This is a genomic window from Pseudomonas sp., from assembly GCF_049301935.1.
GTDB lineage: Bacteria > Pseudomonadota > Gammaproteobacteria > Pseudomonadales > Pseudomonadaceae > Aquipseudomonas.
Genome location: NZ_JBAQLP010000034.1, coordinates 1 through 26,261 on the forward strand (window position 1 = coordinate 1; position 26,261 = coordinate 26,261).

30 protein-coding genes and 1 tRNA gene are annotated in these 26,261 nt (G+C 59.9%); 14 read left to right on the forward strand and 17 right to left on the reverse strand.

What is annotated here, in order from left to right:
* Positions 1–79: 79 nt before the first annotated feature.
* Positions 80–2,005: a transglycosylase SLT domain-containing protein gene (locus WA145_RS04380; RefSeq protein ID WP_422580392.1), complete on the forward strand. Its 1,926-nt coding sequence runs from the start codon at positions 80–82 to the stop codon at positions 2,003–2,005.
* A gap of 49 nt (positions 2,006–2,054) precedes the next feature.
* On the opposite strand, the gene WA145_RS04385 is transcribed toward WA145_RS04380, so the two are convergent.
* Positions 2,055–2,861: an MOSC domain-containing protein gene (locus WA145_RS04385; RefSeq protein WP_422580393.1), complete on the reverse strand. Its 807-nt coding sequence runs from the start codon at positions 2,859–2,861 to the stop codon at positions 2,055–2,057.
* Here WA145_RS04385 and WA145_RS04390 point away from each other — a divergent pair.
* Entirely contained in the window at positions 2,860–3,339 is a 480-nt protein-coding gene (locus WA145_RS04390) for a DUF1499 domain-containing protein (protein WP_422580394.1), read from the forward strand. The genes WA145_RS04385 and WA145_RS04390 overlap by 2 nt on opposite strands.
* A gap of 20 nt (positions 3,340–3,359) precedes the next feature.
* Here the strand turns inward: WA145_RS04390 and WA145_RS04395 are convergent, their stop codons facing one another.
* Positions 3,360–4,295 carry a chemotaxis protein CheV gene (locus tag WA145_RS04395; RefSeq protein ID WP_422580395.1) on the reverse strand — a complete coding sequence of 312 codons (936 nt, stop codon included), beginning with the start codon at positions 4,293–4,295 and terminating at the stop codon, positions 3,360–3,362.
* 147 nt (positions 4,296–4,442) lie between these two features.
* Positions 4,443–5,339, reverse strand: a complete 897-nt coding sequence (gene yegS / locus WA145_RS04400; protein ID WP_422580396.1) for a lipid kinase YegS — start codon at positions 5,337–5,339, stop codon at positions 4,443–4,445.
* Between the two features lie 203 nt (positions 5,340–5,542).
* Here yegS and WA145_RS04405 point away from each other — a divergent pair, with 203 nt between their 5' ends.
* From WA145_RS04405 to WA145_RS04420, 4 genes are all read left to right on the forward strand, one after another.
* A complete protein-coding gene (locus WA145_RS04405) occupies positions 5,543–6,241 on the forward strand; it encodes a pirin family protein (RefSeq protein ID WP_422580397.1) in 699 nt (232 codons plus the stop codon).
* A 398-nt stretch (positions 6,242–6,639) separates the two neighbouring features.
* Positions 6,640–7,089, forward strand: coding sequence for a MarR family winged helix-turn-helix transcriptional regulator (locus WA145_RS04410; protein WP_422580398.1), 450 nt, complete (start codon positions 6,640–6,642; stop codon positions 7,087–7,089).
* 513 nt (positions 7,090–7,602) lie between these two features.
* A complete protein-coding gene (locus WA145_RS04415) occupies positions 7,603–8,031 on the forward strand; it encodes an organic hydroperoxide resistance protein (RefSeq protein WP_422580399.1) in 429 nt (142 codons plus the stop codon).
* Positions 8,032–8,084: 53 nt separating this feature from the next.
* A complete protein-coding gene (locus WA145_RS04420; RefSeq protein WP_422580400.1) occupies positions 8,085–9,101 on the forward strand; it encodes an alpha/beta hydrolase in 1,017 nt (338 codons plus the stop codon).
* A 15-nt stretch (positions 9,102–9,116) separates the two neighbouring features.
* Here the strand turns inward: WA145_RS04420 and WA145_RS04425 are convergent, their stop codons facing one another.
* The 3 genes from WA145_RS04425 to WA145_RS04435 form a co-directional block, all read right to left on the reverse strand.
* The gene (locus WA145_RS04425; RefSeq protein ID WP_422580401.1) at positions 9,117–9,395 is read right to left on the reverse strand and encodes a putative quinol monooxygenase; all 279 of its coding nucleotides are present in this window, start codon (positions 9,393–9,395) and stop codon (positions 9,117–9,119) included.
* 25 nt (positions 9,396–9,420) lie between these two features.
* Positions 9,421–10,158, reverse strand: a complete 738-nt coding sequence (locus WA145_RS04430) for an SDR family oxidoreductase (protein ID WP_422580402.1) — start codon at positions 10,156–10,158, stop codon at positions 9,421–9,423.
* Positions 10,159–10,232: 74 nt separating this feature from the next.
* Entirely contained in the window at positions 10,233–10,457 is a 225-nt protein-coding gene (locus tag WA145_RS04435; RefSeq protein WP_422580403.1) for a hypothetical protein, read from the reverse strand.
* Here WA145_RS04435 and WA145_RS04440 point away from each other — a divergent pair.
* Both WA145_RS04440 and WA145_RS04445 read left to right on the forward strand, forming a co-directional pair.
* A complete protein-coding gene (locus tag WA145_RS04440) occupies positions 10,456–11,382 on the forward strand; it encodes an AraC family transcriptional regulator N-terminal domain-containing protein (protein WP_422580404.1) in 927 nt (308 codons plus the stop codon). The two genes, WA145_RS04435 and WA145_RS04440, sit on opposite strands and share 2 nt — an antisense overlap.
* 337 nt (positions 11,383–11,719) lie before the next feature.
* A complete protein-coding gene (locus WA145_RS04445; protein ID WP_069516724.1) occupies positions 11,720–11,932 on the forward strand; it encodes a cold-shock protein in 213 nt (70 codons plus the stop codon).
* 75 nt (positions 11,933–12,007) lie between these two features.
* On the opposite strand, the gene WA145_RS04450 is transcribed toward WA145_RS04445, so the two are convergent.
* From WA145_RS04450 to dnaX, 4 genes are all read right to left on the reverse strand, one after another.
* Positions 12,008–13,156: an acyl-CoA dehydrogenase family protein gene (locus tag WA145_RS04450; RefSeq protein ID WP_422580405.1), complete on the reverse strand. Its 1,149-nt coding sequence runs from the start codon at positions 13,154–13,156 to the stop codon at positions 12,008–12,010.
* Between the two features lie 107 nt (positions 13,157–13,263).
* Positions 13,264–13,863, reverse strand: coding sequence for a recombination mediator RecR (gene recR, locus WA145_RS04455; protein WP_304865078.1), 600 nt, complete (start codon positions 13,861–13,863; stop codon positions 13,264–13,266).
* 143 nt (positions 13,864–14,006) lie between these two features.
* Positions 14,007–14,333 (reverse strand): YbaB/EbfC family nucleoid-associated protein, encoded by a 327-nt coding sequence (locus WA145_RS04460; RefSeq protein WP_422580406.1) that lies wholly within the window; start codon positions 14,331–14,333, stop codon positions 14,007–14,009.
* A gap of 18 nt (positions 14,334–14,351) precedes the next feature.
* On the reverse strand, positions 14,352–16,442 hold the full coding sequence (dnaX, locus tag WA145_RS04465; protein WP_422580407.1) for a DNA polymerase III subunit gamma/tau: 2,091 nt from the start codon (positions 16,440–16,442) through the stop codon (positions 14,352–14,354).
* A 462-nt stretch (positions 16,443–16,904) separates the two neighbouring features.
* Between dnaX and WA145_RS04470 the strand changes: the two genes are divergently transcribed.
* The 3 genes from WA145_RS04470 (at position 16,905) to WA145_RS04480 (ending at position 17,690) form a co-directional block, all read left to right on the forward strand.
* On the forward strand, positions 16,905–17,126 hold the full coding sequence (locus WA145_RS04470) for a hypothetical protein (protein WP_298188402.1): 222 nt from the start codon (positions 16,905–16,907) through the stop codon (positions 17,124–17,126).
* Positions 17,127–17,196: 70 nt separating this feature from the next.
* Positions 17,197–17,484: a DUF3509 domain-containing protein gene (locus tag WA145_RS04475; RefSeq protein WP_422580408.1), complete on the forward strand. Its 288-nt coding sequence runs from the start codon at positions 17,197–17,199 to the stop codon at positions 17,482–17,484.
* 116 nt (positions 17,485–17,600) lie between these two features.
* Positions 17,601–17,690, forward strand: a tRNA-Ser gene (locus tag WA145_RS04480).
* Between the two features lie 102 nt (positions 17,691–17,792).
* On the opposite strand, the gene WA145_RS04485 is transcribed toward WA145_RS04480, so the two are convergent.
* From WA145_RS04485 to dapA, 5 genes are all read right to left on the reverse strand, one after another.
* Positions 17,793–18,077 carry a type II toxin-antitoxin system RelE/ParE family toxin gene (locus WA145_RS04485; protein ID WP_422580409.1) on the reverse strand — a complete coding sequence of 95 codons (285 nt, stop codon included), beginning with the start codon at positions 18,075–18,077 and terminating at the stop codon, positions 17,793–17,795.
* Positions 18,077–18,352 (reverse strand): antitoxin of toxin-antitoxin stability system, encoded by a 276-nt coding sequence (locus tag WA145_RS04490; RefSeq protein WP_422580410.1) that lies wholly within the window; start codon positions 18,350–18,352, stop codon positions 18,077–18,079. The genes WA145_RS04485 and WA145_RS04490 overlap by 1 nt, the downstream gene beginning before the upstream one ends.
* A gap of 195 nt (positions 18,353–18,547) precedes the next feature.
* Positions 18,548–19,417 (reverse strand): phosphoribosylaminoimidazolesuccinocarboxamide synthase, encoded by an 870-nt coding sequence (locus WA145_RS04495; RefSeq protein ID WP_422580411.1) that lies wholly within the window; start codon positions 19,415–19,417, stop codon positions 18,548–18,550.
* A gap of 87 nt (positions 19,418–19,504) precedes the next feature.
* Positions 19,505–20,623: an outer membrane protein assembly factor BamC gene (bamC, locus tag WA145_RS04500; protein ID WP_422580412.1), complete on the reverse strand. Its 1,119-nt coding sequence runs from the start codon at positions 20,621–20,623 to the stop codon at positions 19,505–19,507.
* 17 nt (positions 20,624–20,640) lie between these two features.
* Positions 20,641–21,519, reverse strand: coding sequence for a 4-hydroxy-tetrahydrodipicolinate synthase (gene dapA, locus WA145_RS04505; RefSeq protein WP_422580413.1), 879 nt, complete (start codon positions 21,517–21,519; stop codon positions 20,641–20,643).
* A 234-nt stretch (positions 21,520–21,753) separates the two neighbouring features.
* Here dapA and WA145_RS04510 point away from each other — a divergent pair, with 234 nt between their 5' ends.
* Both WA145_RS04510 and WA145_RS04515 read left to right on the forward strand, forming a co-directional pair.
* Positions 21,754–22,311, forward strand: a complete 558-nt coding sequence (locus tag WA145_RS04510) for a glycine cleavage system protein R (protein WP_275963534.1) — start codon at positions 21,754–21,756, stop codon at positions 22,309–22,311.
* Between the two features lie 9 nt (positions 22,312–22,320).
* Complete coding sequence (locus WA145_RS04515; protein WP_422580414.1) at positions 22,321–22,794, forward strand: peroxiredoxin; 474 nt, start codon at positions 22,321–22,323, stop codon at positions 22,792–22,794.
* 51 nt (positions 22,795–22,845) lie between these two features.
* On the opposite strand, the gene WA145_RS04520 is transcribed toward WA145_RS04515, so the two are convergent.
* Complete coding sequence (locus tag WA145_RS04520; RefSeq protein ID WP_422580415.1) at positions 22,846–23,910, reverse strand: AI-2E family transporter; 1,065 nt, start codon at positions 23,908–23,910, stop codon at positions 22,846–22,848.
* A gap of 55 nt (positions 23,911–23,965) precedes the next feature.
* Positions 23,966–24,217 carry a sulfurtransferase TusA family protein gene (locus tag WA145_RS04525; protein ID WP_275963531.1) on the reverse strand — a complete coding sequence of 84 codons (252 nt, stop codon included), beginning with the start codon at positions 24,215–24,217 and terminating at the stop codon, positions 23,966–23,968.
* A gap of 106 nt (positions 24,218–24,323) precedes the next feature.
* Here WA145_RS04525 and WA145_RS04530 point away from each other — a divergent pair, with 106 nt between their 5' ends.
* Entirely contained in the window at positions 24,324–25,757 is a 1,434-nt protein-coding gene (locus WA145_RS04530) for a M48 family metalloprotease (protein ID WP_422580416.1), read from the forward strand.
* The last annotated feature ends 504 nt before the right edge of the window (positions 25,758–26,261 follow it).

Here is a 26,261-nt window from a genome sequence, read left to right on the forward strand (position 1 = left end):
GTTGAAACGCTTTGCGCCTTCACCGCCCATAGGCAAACGACTAAGCTAGAGCCATACGCACTATTTGCCTGGAAGTGTCATGCGCGGTCCCCTGTTCAGCCTGCTGTCCTGCCTGTTGGTTTCCTCCTTGAGCGTCACTGCGGCGCAGGCCGCCACCCTGACGCAACAACGTCAATATTACGACCAAGCCAAAGCCGCACTGGCCAAAGGCGACAAAGGTCCTTACCAGCGCTACGCCAGCGCCCTGCGTGATTACCCGCTGGAGCCTTACCTGGCGTATGACGAGCTGACCGCCCGGCTGAAATGGGCGAGCAATGATGAAATCGAGAAATTCCTCGCCGAACATGGCGACCTGCCGCAGATCAGCTGGATGAAGCTGCGCTGGCTGCGCTGGCTGGCCGAGCGCGGCGAATGGCAGACCTTTATCAACTACTACGACCCGGCGCTGAACTTCACCGAGCTCGACTGCCTGTATGGCCAATACCAACTGAGCCACGGCATGCGCGTCGAAGGCAACGCCACCGCCGAAAAACTCTGGCTGGTGGGCAAATCCCAGCCCAACGCCTGCGATCCGCTGTTCACGTTGTGGGCCGCAGAAGGCCAGCTCACCGAACAGAAACGCTGGCAGCGCGCCAAACTGGCGGCCGAAGCACGCAACTACGGCCTGGTCACCCACCTGATCAAGACCATGCCAACCCTGGGCAACCATGGCAAACGCCTGCTGGAAGTGGCGCAGAAACCTGAGCTGCTGAAACAGACTGCACGCTTCAGCCAAACCGACCCGGCCATGGCCGATGTGGTCGGCCTCGGCCTGCGCCGTCTGGCCCGCCAGGACCCGGAAAGCGCGCTGAAGCTGCTCGACGGCTATGCCCAGCGCATGAAGTTCTCCAGCGAGGAGCAAGTCGCCATCGCCCGCGAAATCGGCCTGACCCTGGCCAAGCGTTTCGATGCCCGCGCCCTACACGTCATGGCCAAGTACGACCCCGAACTGCGTGACAACACCGTCAGCGAATGGCGCGCGCGCCTGCTGCTGCGCCTGGGCCGTTGGGATGAAGCGAACCAGCTGACGCGGCGGATGCCAGCAGAACTGGGCAACACCAACCGCTGGCGTTACTGGCAGGCGCGCAGCCTGCAACTGGCGCAACCCAACAGCCAGGAACCGAAAGCGCTGTACCAGACGTTGGCCAAGGAGCGTGATTTCTACGGCTTTATGGCCGCCGACCAGGTGCAAGCGCCCTATCAATTGAACAACAAACCCCTGGCCCTGAGCCCGCAGACCATCCAGAAAGTGCGCAACTCGGCGGCGATTCGCCGTGCCTTGGAATTCCATGCCCGTGGTCAGGTCGCCGATGGCCGCCGCGAGTGGTACAACGTCAGTCGCCTGTTCAGCCGCGATGAAATGGTTGCCCAGGCGCGCCTGGCCTATGAGATGGGCTGGTACTTCCCGGCCATCCGCACCATCAGTCAAGCGCAGTACTGGGACGACTTGGATGTGCGCTTCCCGATGGCCCACCGCGAACACCTGGTGCGCGAAGCGAAAAACCGCGACATTCACTCCAGCTGGGTGTTTGCCGTCACCCGCCAAGAAAGCGCCTTTATGGCCGACGCCAAATCCCACGTCGGCGCCATGGGGCTGATGCAGCTGATGCCGGCCACCGCCAAGGAAACCGCCAAGCGCTTTGGTATTCCACTGTCATCACCACAGCTGGCCTACCGCCCGGAAGTCAACATCCAGCTGGGCGCCGCCTACCTGAGCCAGATCTACGGCCAGTTCAACGGCAACCGTGTGCTCGCCTCCGCCGCCTACAACGCCGGTCCAGGCCGGGTACGCCAGTGGCTGCGCGGCGCGGATCACCTGTCGTATGACGTGTGGATCGAGAACATCCCGTTTGATGAAACCCGCCAGTACGTGCAAAACGTGCTGTCCTACTCGGTGATCTACGGCGAGAAGCTCAACGCGCCGCAGCCACTGGTGGCCTGGCATGAGCGTTACTTCGACCAGTAACAGCGAATCAGGCACGCTCAACAGCAGCTGTTGAGCGTGCGTTACCCGCCTACTCCAGCACCTGCACCGGCATATCCAAACGCAACTGCCCTACGCCACAGGCGATCAGGTTCTGCCCGAAATACACCTCGCCTGCACGCTCGCGGTAGGTTTTCAGGGTGCTCAGCGGTTCGCGATCGGCGCTGCGCTCACCGGTCTGCGGGTCGAGGGTGGTCATGATGCAGCGCGAGCAGCCCTTAACCACACGAAACTCCAGCTCACCGATGCGAATCCGCTTCCAGCTGTCTTCGGCATAGGGTTCGCTGCCACTGACCACCAGATTCGGGCGAAAGCGCAGCATCGGTAACGGTCGGCCGACCCGCGCCGAGAGATCATCCAGTGACGCCTGACCGATCAGCAATAAAGGGAAGCCATCGGCAAACGCCACCTTGTCGCCCTCCGCGGCATAGGCCGTATCGACCTGCCGCGCGCGCGGCTCTGATACTTGCACCAGGCGGCAGGCGCGGCCGAGCCACTGGCTTAGCCACTGCGCAGCCACCTCGCCAGCATCCGGCACCTGCAGGCTGTCGCGCCAGATGGTTACGCCACGCAGCGGCGCCTGCTCATCCGGCACCGCCACCTGTAGATCAGCCATACCCGGCGCACTCAGTTGCAGGTGCGTACGGCCCACCCAGCGCGCCTGCAGCTGGGTCATTTGTGCCAGCAAACGTTGCGTGAGGAAGCGCCCGCTTTCAGCATCGACTACCATCCAGCGGCGATCACCCTGCACGCCCAAGGCGTCCAACGCCGTTTCGTGCAAGGCCTCGCCCGCCGCCGACTTCAATGGATAACGGTACAACCCGGAGAGATGCAACATGAGCCCAGCTTCCCTTTGGCAAAACGCTCTTATACGAGTAACCCGCCGCACTCACAAGCCCGCCCTGGTCCTACCGCTGCTGGTGTTGCTAAGCGCCTGCAGCGGCACCGCGCCGGATAATCTGGGTATCCGCGAGGGCCAACTGAGCCCCTGCCCGGATTCACCGAACTGCGTCAACAGCCAGGCCAGTGACGCGCGGCACGCCATTGCGCCGCTGCCACTGCAAGGCTCTGCCGAAGAAACCCAGGCACGCCTCAAGGCGCTGCTCAGTGAAGAGCCACGCGTAAGCCTGGTGGAGGAAGCGCCGGGGTATTTGCGCGCAGAATTCAGCAGCAAGCTGATGCGCTTTGTCGATGATGTGGAGTTTATGATCGGCGCGAGCGCCGTGGATGTGCGCTCGGCGTCGCGTCTGGGCTATGCGGATTTCGACGTCAACCGCAAGCGCATTGAGCATCTGCGTCAACGCCTGAGCGAGTAAAACACGCCAACAGGCCCGGTTTACTCCGCCGGATGCAAAAGCGCCAAACGCCCATGCACCACATCCACCAGTTTGTCCGGCTGGAACTTGGAGAGGAAGTTGTCGCAACCGACCTTCTTCACCATGGCCTCGTTGAAGCTGCCGGACAGCGAGGTGTGCAGCACCACGTACAAATCCTTGAGGCGCGGGTCGTTGCGGATTTCGGTAGTCAAACGGTAACCGTCCATCTCCGGCATTTCCGCATCGGTAATCACCATCAGCAGCTTCTCGTGTACATCAACCCCAGCATCCGCCCAGCTTTTCAGCAGGTTCAGCGCGCGCAGGCCATCGCTGGCGGCGTGGCAACGGATATCCAGTTGCGCCATGGTGCCCTTGAGCTGACTCATGGCCACATTGGAATCATCCACCAATAGCACTTCACGGCCACGGGCAAACTCCAGCAACGGGTCGGCAAGTTTTTCCGGCGACACCTTGGTGCTCATGGGCGTAATTTCCGCCAACACCTTTTCCACGTCGATGACTTCAACGATCTGCTCTTCGACCTTGGTGATCGCAGTCAGATAATGCTGCCGCCCCGCACCACCCGGCGGCGGCAGGATGGATTCCCAGTTGAGGTTGAGGATGCGCTCGACCCCGCCGACCAGGAAGGCCTGCACCGAACGGTTGTACTCGGTAACGATAATGGTGCTGCGCTCATCCGGCACAATCGGACGCATGCCGATGGCCTGGGACAGATCGATCACCGGTAGAGTCTGCCCACGCAGGTTGACTACACCACACACAAACCGATGGCGCTGCGGCATCAGGGTCAGCTTGGGCATCTGCAGGACTTCCTGCACCTTGAATACGTTGATGGCAAACAGCTGCCGACCGGCCAGGCGAAACATCAGGATTTCCAGACGGTTCTCGCCCACTAACTGGGTGCGTTGATTCACTGAGTCGAGAATACCGGCCATCATGTGCTCCTGTTCACGTATCGATCTAGCCTAGCTGAAATAGCCACGCCCTGGTGTATCGGCCATCTGCCGCGTATCTGAAGGCAGATGGCGCGGCGCCATCATGCGGCAAGCGCAGCGCTGAGGCCAGCCAGGCGTCAGGCTGGCTTATTCCATCAACAGTGGCGAATTGTCCGGCAAATGTACGCGCAGCGCTTTCGGCATTGCCGCAAAGCGCAGCTTGCGACTTTCCATCGGTTCGCCGTCCAGATTGAGGTCCAGGCCTTCCGGCGCTTCGACCTCCAGCCAAGGCAGCCGCGCTGTCAGGGCGATGCTCTGCAAACCGTTGATACCGCCAGACAACAGCGTGCCCAGGGTGCCGACCACATCAGCCGCAGCCGGAATGATGCAGACATCCAGCAGGCCATCGTTGACCCGCGCCTGCGGGCACAGCAGGTGTCCGCCACCGGCCTGACGGCCATTGCCGATGCCCAAGGCAAGAAACTCGCCCTCCCACTGAAAGTCCGGCCCGGTAAAGCGGCCAAACGATGACTGCACTTCGGCGAAGCGGGTCAGACCGGTCAGAAAGTAAGCCGCGCCGCCGAGCACGCGCTTGAGTTCCTCCGAGGTATTGGCGGTGACGTTGGAGCCAAAACCGCCAGTGGCCATATTGAGGAACACCTGACCGTCGACTTCACCCAGGTCAATCGGCTGCGCCGGCATATCCAATAAGGCCAGTGCAGCCAAGGGTTCAAGCGGCACCCCGGCAGCACAGGCAAAATCATTGGCCGTACCCAGAGGCAACAGCGCCAGGCTGGCCTTGGTTTTTGCCAGCGCCATGGCTTCGGCCACATCGCGCAGGGTGCCATCACCACCGCCGGCAATCAGTATTGGATAACCGGCCAGCAATGCCTCTTTGACCAGACGCCGCGCATCGCCGCCCTCCCAGGTAATCCGTACATCCAGCAGCCAGCCCTCTTCACGACGCGCCTGTACTGCAGCTCGCACCTCGGCATTGAGGGCTTGCTTACCATGCAGAATCAGCAGCGCTTTACGTTCATGCATTCGCGGCATCCTTTTCAGTTTTTATACAGAGGCTTAGCGACGTGGTTTAGGGTTATGCCCGCTTACAGCGCCTTAAACATCGATTAACAAGATAATTAAGTACAGTTTTTACGCATTTTTAATCGCATTGATTTATTGGATCATCTGTCCATCGCCCACGAACCCTGCTGCCAACAGCTGGTGTTCCCAATGAGGATATGCAGATGATCGAAGTACGCCCCTTCGCCGAGCTCGGCGGTGCCCATCATGGCTGGCTGAATGCCCGTCATCACTTTTCCTTTGCCGACTACTATGACCCGGCGCGGATGAACTGGGGCCCGCTGCGGGTCTGGAACGATGATGAAATCGCACCGCATACGGGCTTCCCGACCCATCCGCACCGCGACATGGAAATCATCACCTATGTACGCCAAGGCGCCATCACCCACAAGGACAACCTGGGTAACCACGGGCGTACCGAAGCCGGTGATGTGCAGGTGATGAGCGCCGGCAGCGGGATTGCTCACAGCGAATACAACTTGGAGGACAGCACCAGCAAAATCTTCCAGATCTGGATTCAGCCTAACCAGTCCGGCTTGCCACCATCCTGGGGGGCCAAGCCGTTCCCTAAGGGTGAACGTGCCGGCGCCTTTGTCACCCTGGCCAGCGGCTATGCCGAGGATACCGAAGCCCTGCCGATCCGCAGCGATGCGCGGATGGTTGCGGCCACCCTGCAAGCGGGCCAGCACACCGAGTACCCAATTGGCGCCGCGCGCAAAGCTTATCTGGTAGCCGCCAGCGGCCGTATTGAGGTCAACGGCGTCAGCGCCCAGGCCCGTGATGGTGTAGCGATCCGCGATGTTGAAGTGATCCGCGTAACGGCCATTGAGGACAGTGAAATCATCCTGGTGGATGTGGCCTAAACCACCACTGCAGAAACCGTGCAAAAGCCCACGAGTGGCAGTTTTGCGAGGCGCTACGTGATCACACGCCAAAGCAGGCGAGACACTCAATGCTGCGAACGGATAGCCACCAGCTGACCCGGAGGACAAGTAGGCAAATCAAGCGGAGTGTAATTGGGCGCACTCCGCTTCCCCAGCCCTGGGGGCACACGGGCACGCGTTAGCCATGAGCAGCTTAGGAGCCTGTTTTAAGGGTCATCACATATCGCCGGTAGATCAGTTGTGCCGCACGCCACTCATAACCATTTCTATTCTCGGTATTCACCCCCTGTAGAAAGATCGCAGTGTGCATTCAATTGGCATAACAGTAGTTAGCGCGATAAATTGTCGACACCTGTCCCGTGCCGCTGGAGAATGCCATGGCCACACAAGACCCTTGCGCCGAACTGCTGCTCGATAACCAGCTGTGCTTTGCCCTGTATTCGACCTCGCTGCTGCTGACCAAGGTTTACAAGCCGCTGCTGCAGGAGCTGGGCCTGACCTACCCACAGTACCTGGCGATGATGGTGCTCTGGGAAGGCGATGGCATCACCGTTGGCGACATCAGCAGCCGCCTGCTGACCGACCCTGGCTCCGTCACTCCGCTGCTCAAACGCCTGGAAGCCGAAGGCCTGCTCAAGCGCACCCGCAGCAGTGTCGACGAGCGCGTGGTCGAGCTGTTCCTCACCGACAAAGGCCGCGCCCTTCGCGAACAGGCCAAAAGCGTTCCCAGCTGCATCCTTACCGCCACTCAGCAATCCACCGCGGAGCTCGGCGCCCTGAGGGCTGAGCTGGTCGCCCTGCGCAGCAGCCTGCAACAGGCCGTGTAAGCATCTGGGCGACAGACTTGTCGCCCGCCCCAGCGGTCTCGTCGCACACATCGCGTCACGCTCCCCCGTCACTTCCCCGCTCCGTACAACAATTTCGCCCTGCCGTCGCCCTCGAAAACATCGCGCAACAACCCGCCAATCCTCGTTTATGCCCGAACAAAGCAGCGTTATCGCTAAATGTTCAAAAATATATGTTGCGCACTAAAGTAATGCGCACTAGAGTTCGCCCCATGGAACTGATTAGCGCACAAAACATTAGCGCGAAAAGACCACGAAGACCTGCAGTTGTCTTCACCCAACCCAACAGCCCTGACATTCGTGGAGAACCGTTATGCAAACCCTGATCGCCTTCACCGCCCTGCTTGCCCTTTCCGCCTCGGTTCTGGCTGACGACAGCCAGGCAGATGGCAAAGGCCTTTACCCAAGCTGGCTGATCAGCCACGAAGGTTAATCGCCACCTGACACCGCAACGCCTTAAACAAATCAACCCAAACAACTCCGAGGATTACCAGCATGTCGATTCAAACCATTGCTTACCGTGCCTACGCAGAAGCCACCGGCGGCCGTGACGGCCGTGCCATCTCCTCCGACGGCGCACTCGACGTCGCCCTGACCACCCCGAAAGAACTCGGCGGTGCTGGCGGTGCGGGCACTAACCCCGAGCAGCTATTCGCTGCGGGCTACTCGGCCTGCTTTATCGGCGCGATGAAGTTCGTCGCTGGCCGCGACAAGCTGGCGATGCCAGCAGACGCATCAATTGAAGGTGTAGTGGGCATCGGCGCGATCCCCAACGGTTTCGGCATCGAAGTCGAACTGCGCATCAGCCTGCCGGGCATGGACCGCGAGCAAGCGCAAACCCTGATCGACCGCGCGCACCTCGTCTGCCCTTACTCCAACGCCACCCGCGGCAATATCGACGTCACCCTGACGCTGCTCGACTAACCCACCACGCATCCGGCCGCTGCCAGTCAGCGGCCCACCCCAGGAGGCTGCACATGAACATCAAACAAGGCTTGTCGATCGCCGTACTCGCCCTTGCCGTCAACAGCGCGTTTGCCGTTGGTAGCCCCGGGGTGGAGGGTAATACTCAAGGTTTCCTCAATGCCCTCGCCGCTAGCGGTGGCAAGCCCCTCGAACAGCTGAGCCCGAAAGATGCCCGCGCCGTATTGGTCGGCGCGCAGGCTGGGGTCAAGGTCGATGTATCGGGCATCGAGGTGGTCGACCAGACCATCGAGATCGATGGCCAGTCGATCCAGCTCAAAGTCGTGCGCCCGGCCGACGTCCAGGGCACGCTGCCGGTCTTCATGTTCTTCCACGGTGGCGGCTGGGTGCTGGGCGACTACCCGACCCACGAACGCCTGATCCATGATTTGGTGGTGGGCTCTGGCGCGGCGGCGGTGTATGTCGATTACACCCCGTCTCCAGAAGCCAAGTACCCGACCGCGATCAACCAGGCCTACGCGGCAACCCAATGGGTGGCGCAGAACGGCGTGCAGATCGGCGTCGACGGCAAACGTTTAGCAGTGGCCGGCAACAGTGTGGGCGGCAATATGGCCGCCTTGGTCAGCCTGATGGCTAAAGACAAAGGCACCCCGGCGATCAAGTTCCAGCTGCTGATGTGGCCGGTGACCGACGCCAACTTCAACAACGCCTCCTATAACCAGTTCGCCGACGGTCACTTCCTCAGCAAGAGCCTGATGCAGTGGTTCTGGGATAACTACACCACCGACCCGAAACAGCGCGCCAATATCTACGCCTCGCCGCTGCAAGCATCGGTGGAACAGCTGCAAGGCTTACCGTCGGCCCTGGTGCAAACGGCAGAGTTCGACGTGCTGCGTGATGAAGGTGAAGCCTATGCGCGCAAGCTGGATGCGGCTGGGGTCAACGTCACCTCCGTGCGCTACAACGGCATGATCCATGACTTCGGCTTGCTCAACGTGATCAGTCAGATCCCCGGCACGCAAAGCGCCATGCAGCAAGCTGCAGCAGCGCTGAAAGCCAACCTCAAGTAACCCGCGTTTTGTTGTTCAAGCGGCCTGGCATTGCAGGCTTTGCAGCAGGCCTTGCTGCAAAGCCTGGTCGAGCACCTGCTGCAACAGCGGCGCGGCGAAGAAAGCCTGCAACGCCGCCGTTGACTGCCAGCAGCTCTGCAGCAGCCACTGCGTCGCATCATCCGGCAGCTGCTGGACCTCAACACCTAGACAACCGGGAAGGATTTGCATGGATTCGCGCAAGCCATGCAGACACAACCCCAACTGCTCGGTGCGTCCCGCCCTAGCATGCAGCACTGCGCTATGACTTAGCATCGGCTTGCTCTCCAGAGATACAGGCTCAATAAGGGCTGGCAGTCGGCCGTACGATCAGCTCGCTGACGTCGACATCCGCCGGCTGCTCGACCGCATAGGCAATGGCACGGGCAATCGCATCCGGGGTGATGGCGACCTTGCGGAACGCCTTCATCGCCTCACGGCTCGACTCATCGGAAATGCTTTCAGCCAGTTCCGACTCGACCACGCCCGGCGACACCAAGGTCACGCGAATATCGCCGCCCACTTCCTGGCGCAAGCCTTCGGAGATCGCCCGCACCGCGTACTTGGTCGCGCAATACACCGCGCCCGTCGGCACCACGCTATAGGCACCAATGGAGGCGATATTGACGAACTGACCGCTGCGCTGACGTTGCATCACTGGTAGCGCGGCGGCGATGCCATGCAGCACCCCACGGATATTCACGTCGATCATGCGGTTCCACTCATCCACCTTCAGCACATCCAGACGCGACAACGGCATGACCCCAGCGTTGTTGATCAGCACATCAACGCGGCCGTACTGCGCCAGGGCAGCGTCGACAAATGCCTGGGTGTCAGCCTGGCTAGTCACGTCCAGGCGACGATAATCAGCGCTGCCACCGGCCTCGCGGATCTCGCCGACCAACTGTTCCAGGCGCTCGGTTCGCCGCGCGCCGAGCAGCAGCCGTGCGCCCTTCTCGGCCAGCAAGCGCGCACAGGCCTCGCCGATACCGCTGCTGGCGCCGGTGATCAGAATGACTTTGTCTTGGATATTCAACATGGCCGAATCCTCTGCGGGTAAGCGGTAAGGGCTACCGCGACAGCAACAGATTCCGTCAGATAGCATGCTCAGGGTTAGACGATTTCTGGCGTATTATTGCCTAAACCTGCAATGTTAAAATTCAGTACCAATTGCTCTGCGAGATATACGATCAGTTCAGAGTTACGCTGATCGCCTGTAGAGCCTGTGTCATTGCTTATTGCTGGTGAATTATTGCCTGATCCTGCAACGCGTTCCGGGCAGCGCTGACTTGCCTGAAAAACCGGGATAATCTGCAAGCCAGCAGCAGGAGCCCCCATGACATCATCTATCAGCCCATTAGTCCTCGACGACCACCTAGCGCTGCGCCAAGCCGAGCTGGCCGCGCTGATCCAGCGTCAGTGCCCGGCTGATGGCCTGCATAGCAGCGCCATTGCCGGCCTCGACCTGGCCTGCGCAACGCAGCCCAGCCTGCCTATACCGACGCTGTACCGGCCATGCCTGTGCATCATTGCCCAGGGCCGTAAGGATGTGCGTCTCGGCGATGAACAGTACAGCTATGACCCGCTGAACTACCTGGTGGCCTCCGTCACGCTGCCGGTTACCGGTCAGGTGATTGGCGCAACCCCCGAGCAGCCCTACCTGAGCCTGCGCCTGGAGATTGACCCCGCGCTGATCACCAGCCTGATCGCCGACATCGGCCCCATCGGCGTACCCAATCCCGGCCCACGTCGGGCGCTGTATCTGGATCGCCTGGATACCCAGTTGCTCGACGCCGTATTGCGCCTGTTGCGCCTGCTGGAAACCCCGCGCGATATCGCCATGCTTGCGCCGCTGGCTCTGCGCGAGATTTTCTACCGCCTGCTGCACAGCCCGCAGGGCCATCGCCTGCACGAAATTGCCATCGCTGACAGCCAGGGCCAACGCATCAATCGCGCCATCGAATGGCTGAACCTGCATTTCGACCAACCCTTGCGCATCGAGGATCTGGCCCGCGAGGTCAACCTCAGCACCTCAACCCTGCACCACCGTTTCAAGGCCGTCACTGCCCTCAGCCCATTGCAGTACCAGAAGCAATTACGCCTGCAGGAAGCGCGGCGCCTGATGCTCTGCGAAGGGCTGGAAGCGGCTTCGGCCAGTTACCGCGTCGGCTATGAAAGCCCGTCGCAATTCAGCCGCGAATACAGCCGCCTGTTCGGTGCGCCACCGTTGCGCGATCTGGCCCGCTTGCGCAGCTCGGTATAGCACGGCTAAAGACAGTAGGCTGGAAGACAAACGCCCCGCCGCTTTTCTAGAGCGCCGGGGCATTTTACTTTGGTCAAGCTAGCGCTTCAGCAGGCAAAAATGGCCAGAATCCGTTACCAGCAAGAGCATTTAACCGATGCCTAACCACCCTGCAGCCCAGGAAAATAAGGCCTTGGCGAGTTCAGAGCGGAGAAAAATATGAATAATTCACGTTAAACCCAACACTTCCCGTAAAAACGGCCTATTATGGTTGAGCTGACTTGTAGTTATCAGCAAAACCGCATAGGTGCTATGAGCACTCTGGCACCGCACTTCGTATCGATTTAAGAGACACACCATGGCAAATCGCGAAACTGGCACCGTCAAATGGTTCAACGATGAGAAAGGCTTCGGCTTCATTACCCCGACTAACGGCGGCGATGATCTCTTCGTTCACTTTAAAGCCATCCAAAGCGACGGTTTCAAAAGCCTGAAAGAAGGCCAGACTGTTACCTACGTGGCCGCTCGCGGTCAGAAAGGTATGCAAGCTGAAGAGGTACAGGTGGCTTAAGCCCCTGTCCTGCTTTAAAACAAACCCCGCGCCCGCGGGGTTTGTTTTATCTGGCATTTGGAAAACCTGGCTGTTCTATAAGCCCATCTGCTTGCTGATGATCTCGTTCATGATTTCACGCGAGCCACCGCCAATCGACAGAATGCGGTTATCGCGGTACAGCCGCTCCACCAGGCTTTCGCGCATATAGCCCATGCCACCCATGATCTGCACCGCATCGTAGGTCAGTCGATCAGCCATATCAGTGGCGAAATTCTTGGCCATGGATATTTCCTTGATCACGCTTTTACCCGCCGCCATCTTCGCCGCCTGTCGATAGGTAAAGTCGCGTGACACTTCAAGCTGGGTCGCCATTTCCGCCAGACGATGCTTGAGCACTTGGAATTTGCCGATAGGCTTGCCGAATGCTGCGCGTTCCTTGGCCCATGTCAGTGCCTCTTCAAGCGCCAGCTGCGCCGTCATATTGGCCATGATCGCCAGCGATAACCGCTCACTCTGAAAATTCGCCATGATGCAGGCGAAGCCCATATTCTCTGCACCGATCAGGTTGCCCACCGGCACCCTGCAATCATCGAAGAACAGCTCCGCCGTATCTGACGCCCACCAGCCCATCTTCTTCAGCTTGCGCCCTACGGTGAAGCCAGGCGTGCCCTTCTCCACCAGCAGCAGGCTGACGCCGCCAAAGCCATCGCCACCGGTACGCACGGCAACCGTGTAGTAATCGGCGCGCACACCACTGGTGATAAAGGTTTTGCTGCCGCTGACGCGATAGCAGTCGCCATCGCGCACCGCGCGGGTTTTCAGGTTGGCCACATCCGAACCACCGGACGGTTCGGTCACCGCCAGGGCCATGATTTTTTCACCCGCCAGCACCTGCGGCACGATGCGCTCGCGCAGCTCCGGCTTGGCCCACTTCACCACGGGCGGCAAACCGATATCCAACGAGCCGAGCCCTGCCACCAGCCCGCCAGACCCCGAGCGCATCAACTCCTCGCTGGCTGCAACCTTGGCAAACACATCGCCCTCATGGCTGCCGCCAAAAGCCTCCGGATAGCCAATCCCGAGAATCCCCGCCGCACCAGCCTTGAGATAGAGCTCGCGAGGAAACTCCTCGGCCTCCTCCCAATCATTGATATGCGGCAAAATTTCGCGCTCGACAAAGCGCCTGACCGAATCACGCACCAGCTGGTGGGATTCATCGAAATATTCCTGGAAGACAGACATAAGGTATTCCCACTGAGGTTTCAGGGAAATTACCAAGCGCTTGCTTGGTTTACAAGGAGAGGATTACGCCATGGGCAAGGACGATCAAGCCGCCCGCCAATCGTGAACTAGAGCTGGATGGGGCGACGCCCGGCAATCGAATGCGCCAGGGTGCCACCGTCCACCAACTCCAGCTCGCCGCCCAGCGGCATGCCATGGGCAATGCGCGAAGCAATCAGGCCTTTGCCTGCCAACAGTTGGGCGATGTAATGCGCGGTGGCCTCGCCTTCCACTGTCGGATTGGTGGCCAGGATCACCTCGGTGAAACTGCCGACAGCGATCCGCGCGAGCAGCTCGGGAATACCAATCGCTTCCGGACCCAGGCCGTCGAGCGGCGACAGATGGCCCTTGAGCACAAAGTAGCGCCCGCGAAACCCGGTGTGCTCAACCGCATAGACATCCATCGGCCCTTCAACCACGCACAGCAGACTGTCATCGCGCCGCGGGTCCAGACACAACTGGCACACCTCGTCCTCGCTCAGGCTGCGGCACTGCTTGCAGTGGCCAACCCCTTCCATCGCCTGCGTCAGCGCCTGGGCCAGGCGCAAAGCGCCGGAGCGATCCCGCTCAAGCATCTGCAAGGCCATACGCTGGGCAGTCTTCTGCCCAACGCCGGGAAGAATGCGCAGAGAATCGATCAGGTGGCGGATTAGCGGGCTGAAACTCATGGGAAGTACTCGATGACTACTAACGCTTACCAACAAAACCCTACAGGGCTATTGAGCCCTGACAGACCAAGGCCCAGCCAGGCGTGGGCTGAGGATGCCCACACCTGTTTGCAGCGCAGCCATATGCGCTGAACCGAAGCTTTTTAGAACGGCATTTTGAAGCCTGGTGGCAACTGCATGCCGGCAGTCATACCGGACATCTTGTCCTGGCTGTTCTGCTCGACCTTGCGCACGGCATCGTTTACCGCCGCGGCGATCAGGTCTTCAAGGATTTCCTTGTCTTCCTGCATCAGGCTGTCATCCAGGCTGACACGCTTGACGTCGTGACGCCCGGTCATGACCACGCTGACCAGCCCAGCACCGGATTGACCGGTTACTTCGGCGTTCGCCAGCTCTTCCTGCATCTTCTGCATTTTTTCCTGCATTTGCTGAGCCTGCTTCATCGGGCCGGCCATGCCACCTTTCATCATGGTGTAAGTCCTCGGTCATTAGGGGTTAACGGGAGTGTCCAGGGGTTCAATGCTGTCCGCGCGGATAACCGCGGCGAACTGCTGAATCATTTGTTGAATAACCGGGTCCTGATGGATCGAGGCCTCGGCCTCGCGCTGGCGATGGGCTCGCTTACTCGCCGCCGCCTGCGCCGGCGTTTCCTGTTCAGGCTTGCACAACTCGATCAACACCTTGAGCTCGCGCCCGAGAAACTGATTGAGCGCGTCATTCAGGCGCCGCTGTTGAGTTGGGTTGAACAGCGCGGAATGGGCAGGATCCAGGTGCAGCAGCCAGTTATCACCCTCAGCGCTGATCAGGGTGCAGTTGGCTCCGATGCTGCCGGTCATCCCGGACAAACCAAGCTTCGGGAACAACTCCAGCCAATCAGCCGCCAGGCCTGTGGCCGGTTGCGCCGCCGGCAAGACTTCAGGCTCGACAGGTGCAGCGCGCGCTACCGCATCAAAATCATAATCAAACGATTCGGCGTCCATTTCGACATAGTCGTAGTCGCCCAGCGGCGGCTCATCGTCATCCGTATCGGCGGGCGGAGCCGGCTGCTCAATCGGTTGCGGCTCAGACACTGCCACTTGCGGCGGCTCGGTAGCTAGCGTGATGGCCTCTGTTACAGCAACGACAGGCACTGCGACGTCTGTAACAGGCTCAGCCGTTTGAGCAACCGGCACATTAACCTGCTCTTCCCAGGGCAGATCCGCTACAGGCGCGGATGCTACAAGCTCAGTTGTCGCTTCACTCGGAGAAGGCTGCGCAGCAGGCTCGTTGAGCACTTCCGGCGCGGGCGGCAGGATTGCGACAGCAGCTTCAGGCGCGGCTACCGACACAGCAGGTGCTGCTTCAACAACAGGAGCCGGCGGCGCAGGCGGAATCTCAACAGGAACACTAACCGGGGCAGCTGTAGCCGCACCGGCCACTGGGTTGGTCGCGGGATCAGCAGTGGCCTGGCTAATCCCCAACGGCTTTAGCGCCACCCTCGGCGCATCGTGGGTATCCGCCGGGCGGAAGGCCAACATACGCAACAGCACCATCTCGAAGCCGCTGCGCGGGTCGGGCGACAACGGCAAATCGCGGCGGCCGATCAAACCCATCTGATAATAGAACTGCACGTCCTCGCTGGGCAGAACCCGAGCCAGCTCGAGCACCCGCTCACGATCACCCTGGCCGTTATCCACCGCCTCGGGCAACGCCTGGGCAATAGCGACCCGGTGCAGCACATTGAGCATCTCGGACAACACGCCACTCCAGTCCGGGCCCTGCTCAGCCAGATGCCGCACCGCCTCAATCAAACCACGCGCATCACCCTCCAGCAGAGCATGCAGCACACCGTAGACCTGACCATGGTCGAGCGTACCGAGCATGGCGCGCACATCGGCGGCTAGCACCTTACCCTCACCAAAGGCAATCGCCTGATCAGTCAGACTCATGGCATCGCGCATCGAGCCGTCCGCCGCACGGCCGAGCAACCAGAGCGCATCATTTTCGAACGGAATATTTTCTGCCGTCAGCACATGGCTGAGGTGATCAACCACCCGCTCCGGCGGCATGTTCTTCAGTGAGAACTGCAGGCAGCGCGACAACACGGTGACCGGTAGCTTCTGCGGATCGGTGGTTGCCAGGAGGAATTTGACGTGGGGCGGCGGCTCCTCCAGGGTCTTCAGCAGCGCGTTGAAGGAGCTGGTGGAAAGCATATGCACTTCGTCGATCAGGTAGACCTTGAAGCGCCCACGGCTCGGCGAGTACTGCACGTTGTCGAGTAACTCGCGGGTGTCTTCAACCTTGGTTCGGCTGGCAGCATCGACTTCGATCAGGTCGATAAAGCGCCCCTCATCAATCTCTTTGCAAATCGAACAGACACCGCAAGGCGTCGAGCTGATGCCGGTCTCGCAATTCAGGCACTTGGCAATAATCCGCGCAATGGTGGTTTTACCCACACCACGGGTACCCGTGAACAAATAGGCATGGTGCAGACGCTGGCTATCGAGCGCATTGATCAGCGCCTTGAGCACATGCGTCTGGCCAACCATTTCGTTGAACGAGCGCGGACGCCACTTGCGTGCAAGAACCTGATAACTCATCGAAACCCGTCACGAGAGGAAAGCAAAAGTGGGGCTAATCCTAACGGAGCATGGGGCAAATTGCATCCGATGCGCAGCCCACTAATGGCCGGCCTGCAGCATTGCCTGCAAATAAGCTGGCGAAAAATTAACCAGCCGGGTATCATCCGCCCCGTTCGTACCACGCTGTAAGTCAATCAGGCCTTTTGGCCCCCTCGATGGTTTCCAGGTAAGAGCGCATCACCTACAGGTAATGCCGCACAGCTCTAACCCATATCCCAACCTGCTGACTGATCTGGCCGTCCCGCGCAAGCGCTGACTCAAGCCCGCCTCCGACGTACCGACCCGCACAACGTAACCACCATGGGAACTTGTGCGCGCAGTCCCGCTCCTATCTGCACATGCAATCGACCACTTAAGTCGACAGCCTGGAGCTCTATTTAGCGCAATGACGCGCCTGTTGTTTTAGGAAATACCAAAAAAATGAATACCCAACACCAAATTCAGGATGCTATTCGCACCCTCTCTAGTGCATTTGCACCGCTTGATTGCCGCATCCTGGCTGCCCGCAAAGGCAGCTTCAGCTTCACCATCGTCAACGACGCTGGCATCGCCAAGCACAGTCAGCGCCTGTACCCCGGCCAGTACAGCGGCGCCCACCTGGAACAGGTTATCGAGCGCGCCCGGCAGTCATTGACCGCCTGATTAACGAGATACGTGAACCATCGTGCATCTTCAGGGTCTGAAGTCATCACCCTCAGGATGGAGCATGGTCATGGACAACATTAATCGCGAACTCGTTGAACAGCTGTTTGCCCCGCTGCGCGCTACATTCAGCCAGCCCCGCCCTGATGGCGGGGTTGTCCTCTCCCTGCTCGATGCCAGCGACGCCACCGCATACAGCCGCGTACTCAGCGCAGCCCAACGCACCGACCCGCAAGCCTTCGCCCAAAGCCTGGAAGATATCCGCCTGGAACTTGCCATGCGCTCCGGCAGCATCCCAGCGGATATGCGCAAGGCACTGAAGGAACAAGACAGCGTGCTCAGTTACCACACAAGCTAAGCGCTTCGCTTCGCTGCCCTGCTTGCCAGCAGGACCGCTGAGTTGGATATTCCTGTGAAAAATTTCAAACTAGGGTTCGCCAAACGCACTTCAGCTGCTATCATGCGCGCCGCCACGGGAAGATGCCGGAGTGGCCGAACGGGACGGATTCGAAATCCGTTGTATCAGCGATGGTACCTAGGGTTCAAATCCCTATCTTCCCGCCATATTGAAAGGCTAAGCCCCTGAAATTCATAGAGTTTCGGGGGCTTTTCGTTTCAGGCTGGGCAAGTGTCGAAGAAGTGTCGAAAGCTGGTTGTGGTTGCAGGTTAGCTTTGGAGCGGAGGCCACATTCTGGCTACATGCACCAAGGCGAGAATCCAGACTGCGTCACTCTCAGCCTGATAGACAAGGCGGTAGTTCTCGTGGGGTATCAGCTCGCGAGTACCGGCAACCGTCCCCAGTCGCCCCTTTTGGGAAAAATCAGCAAGGGCGGACGCAGCCGCGCTGAATAGCTCATCCATGTGCACGGCAGCGAGAGGGTTTTCGGCGGAAATGTATTCCCAGATATCCAGACGATCCTGCAGGGCCTCGGGTGTCCAAATAACCTTCATTAGTGGCCCTGAGCCTTAGCACGGCGAGCGGCGAATTCAGCTTCTACATCATCATTTGCTCGACCACGACCGGCCTCTACTGATGCCCTGGCAACAGCAACCTTGCGCTGTACGAACTCATCATGCTCTTTGGCCTGTTTCTGCTGGCGGATGAAATCGCGCATGAGGTCACGCATGACTTGAGAGGCCGGTAGGTGTGCGGCTTGAGCGGCTGCCATAAATCCTTCGCGTAGCTCGGGCTCCAGCTTCAAATTAAAAACGGCTTCTTTGGCCATGGTGCGTCACCCCTCAGTAAATTCGTACCTACAACGTATATACGTTGTATGCATGCTAAACAATGCCCGCAGTATAGAAAAGCACTCGTCATCGGTTATGGCTGAGGTGTGATGATGCCTGGAAAGCGCCGAAACCCACAAAAATGGGCGCCGCAGCGCCCCTCAGTGTTGCGGTTACCCGCGTATTGCAGCGATTTAGACGGTCAGGCGCGTCAGGGCTTCGCGGTATTTGTCGGCGGTTTTCTGTGCCACGTCAGCGGGGACGGCCGGCGCGGGTGGCTCTTTGTTCCAACCGGTGGATTCCAGCCAGTCGCGCACAAACTGTTTGTCGAAGCTTGGCGGGTTCTTGCCTTCTGCATAGCTGTCGGCCGGCCAGAAGCGGCTGGAGTCCGGTGTCAGGGCTTCGTCCATCAGGGTCAGGGTGCCGTCTTCGTCGAGGCCGAACTCGAACTTGGTGTCGGCGATTATGATGCCGCGCGTGGCTGCGTATTCGACCGCGGCGCTGTACAGGGCAATCGAGGTGTCGCGCACTTTGGCGGCCAGCTCTGCGCCGATGATCGCTTCGCACTGCTCGAAACTGATGTTCTCATCGTGGTCGCCCACGGCGGCCTTGGTCGAGGGGGTGAAGATGGGTTGCGGCAACTTGGCCGCTTCCTTGAGGCCCGCTGGCAGTTGAATGCCGCAGACGGTGCCGCTCTTCTGGTACTCCTTCCAGCCGGAGCCAACGATATAGCCACGCACGATGGCTTCCACCGCGACTGGCTTGAGGCGCTTGGCGACCACTGCGCGGCCTTCCACCAACGGCAGTTCGGCGGCCGGTACGATGTCTTCAACCTTGTCGCCGGTTAAGTGGTTGGGCACCAGGTCCTTGAGCTTGTCGAACCAGAAATTGGAGATGGCGGTGAGGATCTTGCCCTTGTCCGGAATCGGCTCGTTGAGGATCACGTCGAATGCCGAAAGGCGGTCGGTGGCGACCATCAGCATGCGTTTGTCGTCGATCTCGTATAGATCACGGACTTTGCCCGAATAGATTTTCTTCAGGCTCAGGGTGGTGGCTGTGCTCATGTCGGAATTTCCGCCTTTGGTAAACAAAACAGGCGAAACCCGCCGGGTTTCGCCTATTGGTAGTGCCGGTGCAGCAGTTGCCTGCTGTCAGCCAAGGTTTTCCTGGATCAGGTCCAGCACCTTGCGCGCCACGTCGGCGGGGGCAATGGTGTTGAGGTCTTTTTCCACGGTGACCTGCACGCTGTCGCCAACGGCGGTCAGGCGTACCTGATAGCGCTCGGCACGGGCGTCGATCTCTTCCTTGCTCGGCTCGCTGCCAAACACGCTGCCGAAGAAGCCCGGCTTGTCGTCCGGCTTCTGCGCGCGTTCAGCGAGGTTGATGTAGTACACGCCGAGGCTGCGGTTGATGTCGTCGATGCGCACATCAGCCATTTCCAGGGAGCGGCCAACACCGGACCAGGCGCGATCGAAATCAGCACCCAGGCTCAACACTGGATTACCGTTGCCGTCTTCGGACAGGCTGACGCGATTCGGCGCATCGTAATCACGGGCGGCCAGCAGGGAGACAGAACCGCCCTGTTCGGCGCTGCGCGCCAGGGTCACGAGCATTTCATCGAGCAGCGCAGCATCCAGGCTTGGATTGCTGCTGCGGTTGGTGAAGGCGACATCCGCGGTGCTGCCGGCTGGACGCTCGGCGCTGACCACGAAAATCTCGCTGGTGTTGCGCTGCACACCTGGTTCGATACGCACCCGCACGCGGGTTTCGGCATCAGGGTTCACGCCAGATACACGGCTGCTCAGACGACGCGCCATGGATTCGGACAGGGCCTCGAAACGCTGCCAGGACGTGCTGAACTCGCCGGTTTGTGGGCGCTCTTCAGCAATCTGAAACCCGTTATCAGCAAAGAACTGACGCGCCACCGGCCAGACTTCGGCCGGTACGCGCTGCGCTACGACCCAGCGTGACTCGCCGCTCTTTTGCAGGCTGAACTCGCTGACATCACCGGCCACAGCCAGAGCTTGCGGGCGCGGTACGATAAATTCACCGGTATCGGTGGTGGTGGCGACCTGCTGCGGCACCGGTAGCAGTGGATCGATGCGCTTGGCGTCGACGTTGGGCGGGAGTTGCATCGTGGCCGTCTGGCGGGCTTCGAGGTAGTCGCTGCCACGGTCACGGAAATAGCCGTTTTCGCCATAGATCCAGCCGCAACCGCTGGTACCAGCGATGATCAGGGCCAGGGCGGAGAGTCCGGTGAGTCGCTTCATGCGTCGTAATTCCTCAATTAAACCAATACGCCGGACTGGCGCAGGGCCTGACGCAGCGGTTCATGACAACGTGGGCTGAGCCAGGTCAGTGGCAGACGGATACCGTCCGGCATCAAACCCATTTCGTGCAGAGCCCATTTCACCGGAATCGGGTTGGATTCGATAAACAGCGCCTTGTGCAGCGGCATCAAGCGGTCGTTGATCGCCCGGGCAATCGCCGCTTCGCCACGCATGGCCGCCGCGCACAGATCGCTCATGGCGCGGGGGGCGACGTTGGCGGTGACCGAGATATTGCCCTTGCCGCCCATCAGCATCAGCTCGACAGCGGTGGCGTCATCGCCGGAGTAGACCAGGAAGTCCTTGCTCACGCGATCCAGCACTTCCTGGCCGCGCTGCAGGTCGCCAGTGGCTTCCTTGATACCGATGATGTTGTCGATCTTGGCCAGACGCTCAACCGTCTCCGGCAGCATGTCGCAGACCGTACGGCCTGGCACGTTGTAGAGGATCTGCGGGATGGCCACCGATTCGGCGATATGGCGGAAGTGCAGGTATAGGCCTTCTTGAGTCGGCTTGTTGTAATACGGGGTAACTAGCAGACAGGCATCGGCGCCAACGTCTTTGGCGGCGCGGGTCAGTTCGACCGATTCACGGGTGGAGTTACCACCGGTGCCGGCGATCACCGGGATACGCCCGGCGACTTGGTCGACTACGCGGCGGATCACTTCAACATGCTCACCCACATCAAGCGTGGCGGACTCACCTGTGGTGCCGACTGCGACGATGGCATTGGTGCCCTCCTGCAGGTGGAAATCCACCAGTTTGCTCAGGCTGTCCCAATCGAGACCACCTTGTGCATCCATGGGCGTAACCAGTGCCACCATACTGCCCGCAATCATGCAACCGCTCCTGCCGGAAAAAGAGAGCCGTAATGGTACTGGGGCCACCTGCCTTGCACAAGCGAAGTACCGAGGCTGTGATGCACCGCGTATACAATCTTTCTCGGGCAAACGTGGCACATTCCTCACCGCCCGGCCGCGTCGGCATTCCCCTGAGCGGTGCTTTTCGCTACCCTTCCGGCTTTGATCGGCGCTGTGTACGCAGGCCGACCGCTTATCGTTTAGGAAGGCTGCATGTCCACCCCCCTAGTTCGCGAACAATTCCTGCTTATCAGCGCCCTTGGCCCCAACGCCATGGAACTGACTAATGTGCTCTGCCGCACCAGTCACGAAAACCGTTGCGCCGTGGTCAGCACCCGCCTCAGCCGGCATGGCGAGTACAGCGCACTGGTCTTGCAGATATCCGGCAGCTGGGATGCCCTGGCACGCCTGGAGTCGAGCCTGCCGGCGCTGGCGAAGAAGCACAGTTTCTCGGTCAATGTGATTCGCAGCGCCGCCTCGGAAAGCCGCCCACAGGCGCTGCCTTATGTGGCGTATGTCAGCTCGGCCTACCGCCCGGACATTCTCAATGAGCTGTGCCAGTTCTTTCTCGACCATCACGTCGAGCTGGAAAACCTCACCTGCGATACCTACCAGGCGCCGCAGACCGGCGGCACCATGCTCAACGCCACCCTGACTGTGACCCTGCCAGCCGGCACGCAGATCAGCTGGTTGCGCGATCAGTTTCTCGACTTTGCCGATGCGTTGAACCTGGATGCTTTGATAGAACCCTGGCGCCCACAAAATCCATAAGGAGTTTTTATGGCCGTAGCACTCGACACCCCGGTTGCAGATTTCCAGGCAGAGGCCACCAGCGGCCAGACCGTCACACTGTCCGCACTCAAGGGCCAGCACGTGGTGATCTACTTCTACCCGAAGGACAGCACCCCCGGCTGTACCACCGAGGGCCAGGGTTTTCGTGATCAATACCCGGCGTTTCAGGCGGCCAACACGCTGATCTTCGGCGTATCGCGCGACAGCCTGAAATCCCACGAGAACTTCAAGTGCAAACAGGCGTTTCCCTTCGAGCTGATCTGCGACAAGGATGAAGCCGTCTGCCAGCTGTTCGATGTGATCAAGCTGAAAAAGCTCTACGGCAAGGAATACCTGGGCGTAGACCGCAGCACCTTCCTGATCGATAAAGACGGCGTACTGCGCCAGGAATGGCGTGGGGTAAAAGTACCAGGGCATGTCGATGCGGTACTGGCCGCGGCCCAGGCGCTGAATAAAGCCTAAACCGCGCGCACTAAACAGCCGGTCTACTGACCGGCTTTTTAGTGCCTGTAACTATTGCACTGGCACTTGCTCACTGCGCGGCCAGGCGTCGATCACCGCCTTGAACAGTGTGGCCAGCGGGATGGCGAAGAACACCCCCCAGAAGCCCCACATGCCGCCAAACAGCAGTACGGCGCAGATGATCGCCACCGGGTGCAGATTGACTGCCTCGGAGAACAGCAGCGGCACCAGGACGTTGCCGTCCAGCGCCTGAATGATCCCGTAGACCACCATCAGGTAGATGAACTGGTCGCCAAAGCCCCACTGGAACAGCCCGATCAGCGCTACCGGCACCGTCACCACCACCGCACCGATATACGGCACCACCACCGACAGGCCGACAAACAAGGCCAGCAGCGCCGCATAGTTAAGCCCAAGGTAGGCAAACGCGATATAGGTGACCACGCCGCAGATGATGATCTCGATCACCTTGCCACGAATGTAGTTGGCAATCTGCTTGTTCATTTCCTCGGCCACCTGGGTAATCAGCGCCCGTTCGCGCGGCAGATAACCGCGAAACCAGGCACCGATCAGCTCCCGATCCTTGAGAAAGAAGAACACCAGAATCGGCACCAGCACCAGGTAGATCATGATGGTCAGCAGCATCGGTAGACTGGACAGGGAGAACGACAGCGCCCACTGCCCGAACTTGCCGGCCTCGCCACGCATGCTGTCAATCAGCTGCACGATCTGCTCATCGGTAATCAGATTCGGGTAACGCTCGGGCAGCAGCAGGAACACTGATTGCCACTCAGTAGCCATCCGCGGCAGCTCATTGAACAAGGTGCTCAACTGTTGCCAGAGCAGTGGCATCAATACCAATAGAAACAACCCCAGCATGCTTAGAAACAGGGTGAACACCAGCCAAACAGCGACTACCTGCGGCAAGCGCAGCCGCTCAAAGGCATTCACCAGACCCTGCATCAGAAACGCCAGCACCAGGCCCGTCAGCACCGGGGCCAGCATGCCGCCCAGATTCAGGATCGCGGCAAAGCCAAGCACCAACAACACCGCGAGCACCACCGCCTGCTCATCGGAAAAATAGCGATGCAACCAATCCTGAAACACCTTGAACATTGTGACTCCTTACCTGGGCAGCCCCTATACAGGCTGCTTCACAATCCGCACTTAGCTAAGCCTTGCGCAGCCAATAGCGGTACACGCCATTATCGACCTCTTCACGCAGCAGACTATGCCCCGCCAGGCTGGCGAAGGCACGGAAATCCCGCTGCGAGCCGGCATCGGTGGCTTCTATCTTGAGCACAGCGCCACTGGCCAGACGATTGAGTTCCAGCTTGGCCTTCAGTAAAGGTAGCGGGCAGTTCAGCCCACAGGCGTCCAGTTGCGCGTCGAAGTCCTCGGCACGCCATTGCATATCAGTCATTGAGCCACTCCAGGAAGGCCGCAAGGATACCCAAGGCCGCACAACCCTGGCCAGCACAGCCGCCTGCCAGCTACAGTAGCGCCTTTGTTCGACACGAGCTTTGTGCATGAGCCTTCTGCGCCCTACCCTGTTGACGCTGGCCTGCCTGCTGGCAGCCCCCGCCATAGCCAGTGACCTGCCCTCCCTCGGCGATGCCAGTTCCGCCATCGTTTCCCCGCAGCAAGAGCACCAGCTGGGCCGCGCCTGGCTGAGCCTGGTACGCGGCCAGGTCAGCCAGCTCGACGATCCGCAGCTCAAGGACTTTGTCGAAACCAGCGTCTACCGCCTGAGCGAAACCAGCCAGTTGCAGGATCGCCGCCTGGAGTTCGTCCTGCTCAATAGCCCACAGATCAATGCCTTTGCCGCGCCCGGTGGAATTGTCGGGGTCAACGGCGGCCTGTTTCTGTATGCACAGACCGAAGCCGAGTACGCCTCGGTGATGGCACACGAACTGGCGCACTTGTCACAGCGCCATTTCGCCCGCGGCCTGGAAGCTCAGCAACGCATGCAAATCCCAGTCATGGCCGGCCTGCTCGCCGGCATTGTGGCGGCGGCGGCCGGTGCGGGTGATTTGGGCATCGCGGCCATCGCCTCAACCCAAGCCGCCGCCATGCAGGAGCAACGGCGCTTCTCCCGGCAGAACGAGCAGGAAGCCGACCGCATCGGCCTGCTCAACCTGGAAAAAGCCGGTTTTGATCCGCGCGCCATGCCCAGCATGTTCGAGCGCCTGATGCGCCAGTACCGCTACGATCGCAAGCCGCCGGAATTTCTCCTCACTCACCCGGTGTCGGAATCACGCATCGCCGACACCCGCAACCGCGCCGAACAGTCTAAAGCCACCGGCATCACCGACAGCGTGCGCTACCAGCTGATGCGCGCACGCGTGCAACTCATATACGAAGAAACCCCCGGGGTCGCTGCCAAACGCTTTCGCAATATGCTCGACGAAAACCCACAGCTGGAAGCTGCGCGCTACGGCCTGGCGATTGCGCAGATCAAAAGCGGCCAGCACAAGGAGGCCCGCGGGTCCCTGCAACCGCTGTTGGCGAACTCACCCAACGATGTGGCCTACAACCTGGCGCAAGTTGAACTGGATATGGCCGCCAATCGCCTAAGCGACGCGCAAGGTCGCATCAACCGGCTGCTGACCCTTTACCCGAATAACTACCCAGTCAACCAGGCGCATATCGACCTGCTGATGAAACAGGCACGCACCCAGGAAGCCGAGCGCGCCCTCGACGAGATGCTGAAAAGCCGCGGCAAGGATCCGGACGTTTGGTACCAGGTGGCAGAAGTGCGTGGCCTGAGCGGCAACACCATCGGCCTGCACCAGGCTCGCGGGGAGTTCTTCGCCCTGATCGGCGACTACAAACAGGCTTTGGAACAGCTTGACTTCGCCAAACGCCGCGCCAGCAACAACTTTCAACTGGCCTCACGCATCGATGCCCGACAACGCGAGCTGATGGAAGAAAAACGCATCATTGAGCAGATGCTGCGCTAAAAACAGGCTCTGGCTGCGCTTGTGGATTACGGCGCATTGAGAGCCGATGGCGTTTGCTTGATCCCGGCTCGCACAATCCCCCCATGCATGGGCTGAATGCCGCAGCCCGCCGAGAGCGGGCGCGGCCTACCCCCGTATTAGCGCGCTGTATGCACCGCCCAACTATTCGGCACGATTCAACACACAATTGCTAGGTTGGCGCTGAGCGCAGCAAAAAATCACCAGGGCATGCTAACGCCTATCAGACCAGCCTTCAGGCTTGACGTTTAGCAGGGTGCTTTTTATTCCTGAGGTCATCGCCATAACCCCCGTGGCCCTGATCGATATAGCTCCGAAAAACACAGCATCTATTTGAACGCAGTTTTTATGCACATCAAAACTGCAGAAACAAAAACGCCGCTCAATGAGCGGCGTTTTTATTGCTTACTTTTAAAATTTGGAGCGGGAAACGAGACTCGAACTCGCGACCCCGACCTTGGCAAGGTCGTGCTCTACCAACTGAGC

Coding starts and splice junctions, on each gene's coding strand:
- WA145_RS04445 (WP_069516724.1), top strand. CDS start 11,720: ATGGCAAATCGCGAAACTGGCACCGTCAAATGGTTCAACGATGAGAAA.
- dnaX (WP_422580407.1), bottom strand. CDS start 16,442: ATGAGTTATCAGGTTCTTGCACGCAAGTGGCGTCCGCGCTCGTTCAAC.
- WA145_RS04530 (WP_422580416.1), top strand. CDS start 24,324: ATGAGCCTTCTGCGCCCTACCCTGTTGACGCTGGCCTGCCTGCTGGCA.
- WA145_RS04470 (WP_298188402.1), top strand. CDS start 16,905: ATGAATACCCAACACCAAATTCAGGATGCTATTCGCACCCTCTCTAGT.
- WA145_RS04380 (WP_422580392.1), top strand. CDS start 80: ATGCGCGGTCCCCTGTTCAGCCTGCTGTCCTGCCTGTTGGTTTCCTCC.
- WA145_RS04515 (WP_422580414.1), top strand. CDS start 22,321: ATGGCCGTAGCACTCGACACCCCGGTTGCAGATTTCCAGGCAGAGGCC.
- WA145_RS04450 (WP_422580405.1), bottom strand. CDS start 13,156: ATGTCTGTCTTCCAGGAATATTTCGATGAATCCCACCAGCTGGTGCGT.
- WA145_RS04460 (WP_422580406.1), bottom strand. CDS start 14,333: ATGATGAAAGGTGGCATGGCCGGCCCGATGAAGCAGGCTCAGCAAATG.
- WA145_RS04420 (WP_422580400.1), top strand. CDS start 8,085: ATGAACATCAAACAAGGCTTGTCGATCGCCGTACTCGCCCTTGCCGTC.
- WA145_RS04490 (WP_422580410.1), bottom strand. CDS start 18,352: ATGGCCAAAGAAGCCGTTTTTAATTTGAAGCTGGAGCCCGAGCTACGC.
- WA145_RS04395 (WP_422580395.1), bottom strand. CDS start 4,295: ATGGCCGGTATTCTCGACTCAGTGAATCAACGCACCCAGTTAGTGGGC.
- WA145_RS04495 (WP_422580411.1), bottom strand. CDS start 19,417: ATGAGCACAGCCACCACCCTGAGCCTGAAGAAAATCTATTCGGGCAAA.
- WA145_RS04385 (WP_422580393.1), bottom strand. CDS start 2,861: ATGTTGCATCTCTCCGGGTTGTACCGTTATCCATTGAAGTCGGCGGCG.
- WA145_RS04525 (WP_275963531.1), bottom strand. CDS start 24,217: ATGACTGATATGCAATGGCGTGCCGAGGACTTCGACGCGCAACTGGAC.
- WA145_RS04510 (WP_275963534.1), top strand. CDS start 21,754: ATGTCCACCCCCCTAGTTCGCGAACAATTCCTGCTTATCAGCGCCCTT.
- WA145_RS04410 (WP_422580398.1), top strand. CDS start 6,640: ATGGCCACACAAGACCCTTGCGCCGAACTGCTGCTCGATAACCAGCTG.
- WA145_RS04390 (WP_422580394.1), top strand. CDS start 2,860: ATGAGCCCAGCTTCCCTTTGGCAAAACGCTCTTATACGAGTAACCCGC.
- WA145_RS04430 (WP_422580402.1), bottom strand. CDS start 10,158: ATGTTGAATATCCAAGACAAAGTCATTCTGATCACCGGCGCCAGCAGC.
- dapA (WP_422580413.1), bottom strand. CDS start 21,519: ATGATTGCGGGCAGTATGGTGGCACTGGTTACGCCCATGGATGCACAA.
- WA145_RS04435 (WP_422580403.1), bottom strand. CDS start 10,457: ATGGGGGCTCCTGCTGCTGGCTTGCAGATTATCCCGGTTTTTCAGGCA.
- WA145_RS04485 (WP_422580409.1), bottom strand. CDS start 18,077: ATGAAGGTTATTTGGACACCCGAGGCCCTGCAGGATCGTCTGGATATC.
- WA145_RS04405 (WP_422580397.1), top strand. CDS start 5,543: ATGATCGAAGTACGCCCCTTCGCCGAGCTCGGCGGTGCCCATCATGGC.
- WA145_RS04425 (WP_422580401.1), bottom strand. CDS start 9,395: ATGCTAAGTCATAGCGCAGTGCTGCATGCTAGGGCGGGACGCACCGAG.
- WA145_RS04415 (WP_422580399.1), top strand. CDS start 7,603: ATGTCGATTCAAACCATTGCTTACCGTGCCTACGCAGAAGCCACCGGC.
- recR (WP_304865078.1), bottom strand. CDS start 13,863: ATGAGTTTCAGCCCGCTAATCCGCCACCTGATCGATTCTCTGCGCATT.
- WA145_RS04440 (WP_422580404.1), top strand. CDS start 10,456: ATGACATCATCTATCAGCCCATTAGTCCTCGACGACCACCTAGCGCTG.
- yegS (WP_422580396.1), bottom strand. CDS start 5,339: ATGCATGAACGTAAAGCGCTGCTGATTCTGCATGGTAAGCAAGCCCTC.
- WA145_RS04520 (WP_422580415.1), bottom strand. CDS start 23,910: ATGTTCAAGGTGTTTCAGGATTGGTTGCATCGCTATTTTTCCGATGAG.
- WA145_RS04475 (WP_422580408.1), top strand. CDS start 17,197: ATGGACAACATTAATCGCGAACTCGTTGAACAGCTGTTTGCCCCGCTG.
- bamC (WP_422580412.1), bottom strand. CDS start 20,623: ATGAAGCGACTCACCGGACTCTCCGCCCTGGCCCTGATCATCGCTGGT.